This window comes from Candidatus Omnitrophota bacterium, from assembly GCA_016929445.1.
GTDB lineage: Bacteria > Omnitrophota > Gorgyraeia > JAFGIU01 > JAFGIU01 > JAFGIU01.
Map to the genome: position 1 here is coordinate 1 of JAFGIU010000084.1, position 3,622 is coordinate 3,622.

General features: G+C 58.0%; 6 protein-coding genes. All 6 read right to left on the reverse strand.

Features of this window, described 5'->3' with window-relative positions:
- Nucleotides 1-580: DNA topoisomerase I (locus JW937_06980; protein ID MBN1587154.1), on the reverse strand; the 580-nt coding region annotated here is incomplete at its 3' end.
- A 7-nt stretch (nucleotides 581-587) separates the two neighbouring features.
- Complete coding sequence (thiS, locus tag JW937_06985; protein ID MBN1587155.1) at nucleotides 588-788, reverse strand: sulfur carrier protein ThiS; 201 nt, start codon at nucleotides 786-788, stop codon at nucleotides 588-590.
- A 3-nt stretch (nucleotides 789-791) separates the two neighbouring features.
- Nucleotides 792-1,139, reverse strand: a complete 348-nt coding sequence (locus JW937_06990; GenBank protein ID MBN1587156.1) for a PilZ domain-containing protein — start codon at nucleotides 1,137-1,139, stop codon at nucleotides 792-794.
- The gene (gene dprA, locus JW937_06995) at nucleotides 1,136-2,203 is read right to left on the reverse strand and encodes a DNA-processing protein DprA (GenBank protein ID MBN1587157.1); all 1,068 of its coding nucleotides are present in this window, start codon (nucleotides 2,201-2,203) and stop codon (nucleotides 1,136-1,138) included. The genes JW937_06990 and dprA overlap by 4 nt, the downstream gene beginning before the upstream one ends.
- A 9-nt stretch (nucleotides 2,204-2,212) precedes the next feature.
- Entirely contained in the window at nucleotides 2,213-2,719 is a 507-nt protein-coding gene (locus tag JW937_07000; protein ID MBN1587158.1) for a shikimate kinase, read from the reverse strand.
- The coding region (gene aroC / locus JW937_07005) for a chorismate synthase (protein MBN1587159.1) at nucleotides 2,716-3,622 on the reverse strand (907 nt) is incomplete at its 5' end. The genes aroC and JW937_07000, both read right to left, overlap by 4 nt.

The following is a 3,622-nucleotide window of genomic DNA, read 5'->3' on the forward strand; positions in this document are numbered from 1 at the left end:
AGGCCACGGACTGAACACGGCCCGCGCTCAAACCCCGGCCGACTTTGCGCCACAAGAGCGGACTCAGTGTATAGCCCACAATCCGGTCCAACACACGGCGGGCCTGCTGCGCATTGACAAGCTCCTGATTAATATCGCGCGGATGCTCAAAAGCCTCGTGCACCGCCGCGGCAGTGATCTCGTTGAAAGACACCCGGAAAACGTTCTTGCCGGCTCCCAGAAGATTGGCCAGATGAAAGCTGATCGCCTCTCCTTCGCGATCAGGGTCCGGCGCCAGGTAAAGATTCTCTTTGTTCTTGATGAGTCTCTTCAGCTCGCTGACGATCTTCTTCCGGTTCACAATGACAATATAGGAAGGCTCGAAATCCTTTTCGAGATCAATACCCAGACGGCTCTTGGGCAAATCCACCACATGCCCGCCCGAGGCAGTTACCTCAAAATCCTTGCCAAGATACTTGTTGATAGTGCGGGCCTTGGCAGGAGACTCAACGATAACCAAATTCTTGGCACCGGTGGAGACCGTCTTGCGGGCCGTCTTCTTGATTGTCTTCTTCTTGGTAGTTGTTTTCTTTGCAGCCACGAGAAACCTATCCTCCACCGATCAGATGAACGATCTCTAATGAATCGTTCTCTCGTATATCCCAATCCTCATGATCCTGTCGCCGGACAATCTTTCCGTTGACTTCAACCGCCAAACCGCCTTGCTGCAGTTCAAGATGATCCAGCAAGCCCTTTAGGCTGAGGTGATCCGGCACGGATTTCTGCTTACCGTTAATCCTGATTTCCACGCGTTAGTCTCTGGCCTCAACCCAGCGGGCCGTAAACCGGTCAACCACGCCCCGGTCAAAGGCGTTGAGGGCAATGCCTGCCTCGAGTTCGGCGCTTTCCCGCGCAGAGTTCTCAGCCTGCCGCACCCACACCACTTTACCCAAGGCATAGGTCGGGGCAGGCTCCTGAGGAAGCTCCAGTTGCACTTCCAAAGGACAGCCCACCTCAAGGTCATCAACCACGGGAATACGAATCCCACCGCCGCTAATGTCTTTAGTCACCGAGGACTCCATACGCACGTCATCCAGTCTTCTGTAAGTCACCCGGACCCCGGTCGGAAGTCTCAGATAACTTCTCTTCTCTCTAATCATGGGTTGCCTCCTGCTTCCCAAACGGGACCCGGCAAGGAACGGACCAGGCCCCTGATCTCCAAGTCCAACATTGTTTCAGCCAGCCGCCCCGTTGAAATCCCGCATACCTCACTCAAGGTATCGGGCCCCATCGGGCCGGAGGAAAGCGCTTTCATAATCCGCATTGCCTGCGGCTTCAAAAGCGGCGTATCCTCTTTTTTCTTCATCCCGCCCCGGGCTTCAGCAGCCACATGCTGCACTGCTTCCCGCCACTCCAAAACTCTTAAAATATCTTCCACGGATTCGACCAAGGCCGCACCGTCGCGAAGCAAATGGTGCGGGCCCGAAGAAAGCGCCGAATCCGCTGCACCGGGCACGGCAAAAACCTCCCGGTTTTGCTCCAAGGCCAGGCGCGCAGTAATCAAAGCCCCGCTGCGTTTCATGGCCTCGACGACCACGACTCCACGGCACAAACCGCTGATAATCCGGTTGCGCCTCGGAAAATGGCTTGCATAGGGCAAAGCCTTCATCGGGAACTCCGACACAAGAGCCCCTCCCCCCTTCAGAATGGCCCCGGCTAAATTCTCATTGGACCGCGGATGGATTGAAGCCAATCCGTTTCCCAAGACCGCCACTGTCCTGCCCTTGGCCTCCAGACAACCGCGGTGCGCCTCAGCATCCGCCCCAAGGGCCAAACCCGAAATCACGACAATCCCGCACTCCGCCAGTTCCCGTCCCAAACGCCGGGCCATGCGCAATCCGTAGGCTGTGACATGACGCGAACCGACCACCGCAATGCAGCGCGGCGATTCTTCCTGCGGAAGTTTTCCTCTTAGATAGAGAACCGGCGGCGGGCTGGAGATCTCCCGCAATAGCTGCGGGTAACTCTCGTCAAGAAGCGTAATCCATTCAGTGCCGTGTTTCCGGCACAGGACCTGCTCCTCAGCCCACCAGTCCAATGCGCCCTTGCCTAGGCGCTCAACCGCTTCCTCAAGCCCGCCGGCCCGGCGGCAGTGCTCCAAAATCTCCCGGGTGCCCATTCCCGCAAAACCGCAAAGACAGAGCAGGGCCTCTTGCTGATCCATGGCATCATCCTATTCCCTCACCTGTTTCAGGATCTGGTCCACGACCTGATCCACAGTGTGGGCCGTTGTGTCCACCTGCCAATCGGCCTGGGCATAGGCATGCGCCCGACTTTCCAGGAGCCCCCGTAAACGCCCGAGTCTCTCCCCGGGCTCGACCTGCATCAAAGGCCGGTGTTGAGACCGCCCCAAGCGCTCGAGCAGAACCTCCTCGGAGGCCGACAAACAAACAACCTTTCCGAGGCTGCGCAGCTTTTCGCGATTGGATGGATCCACAAAAGCACCGCCTCCAGTGGCGATCACTTTTTTCCGGCTGCCTTGGAGTGATTCAATGACCTCGCGCTCCACTCGCCGGAAATAGGGTTCTCCTTCTTGCTCAAAAATCTCCGGGATGGTCCGCCCCTCCCGGGTCTCAATCTCTTCATCGGTTTCAACAAAGGACCATTCGAGGCGCGCTGCAAGCGCGCGCCCCACAACGCTCTTACCCGTCCCCATGAACCCGGTTAAAACAATATTCAAAACTTCTTCACCTGCTCAACATAAGCATTTTGGTTGCGCCGGACTTCTTCCAGACTGTCCCCGCCGAATTTCTCCAGGAAAGCGGCGGCCAAAACAAAGCTCACGGCTGCCTCGGCGATCACTCCGGCCGCGGGCACTGCGCAGACATCGGAACGCTCCACCGTGGCCTCAAAGGCTTCCTTGCTTTGGATATCCACGGAGGCCAAGGGCTTGAGCAGAGTAGAGATAGGCTTCATATAACCCCGCACCACAATAGGCTCCCCTGTAGACATACCTCCCTCAATCCCCCCGCATCTGTTCGTCTTTCGGTAAAACCCGCGCTGGGCCGAATAAAAAATCTCGTCGTGCACCGCACTGCCGCGCTCGGCTGCCGCACTGACACCCGCCCCGATCTCCGCAGCCTTGATGGCCTGGATCGAAACCAAGGCATGCACCAATTGCGCGTCGAGCTTACGGTCCCACTGCACATGACTCCCCAGGCCCGGCGGCACCCCATAGGCCACAACCTCAAAAACACCCCCCAGGGTGTCCTTGCCTGCCTTGGCTGCATCAATGGCCTGCACCATCTTGTCCGAAACGGCCTTATCCGCGCAGCTCACAGGCGAACCGGAAATGCGCCGTGAGAGTTCTTCAAATTCCAAAGCCCCCACTTCGCACTTCACGTCCCCTATACCCACCACATGACTCAGGATCCGGATCCCGCACTCCTCCAGGAAACGCCTGCACACCGCGCCCACGGCCACCCGGGCCGTGGTCTCGCGCGCAGAAGCGCGCTCTAAAATATTACGCACATCATGCTGGTTGTACTTAAGAGCGCCGGCCAGATCCGCGTGTCCGGGACGCGGCCGAGTCACCACAGGCAGACGGTCAAGGGACTGATCCTTGTTTTCGACCAAGAGCGCG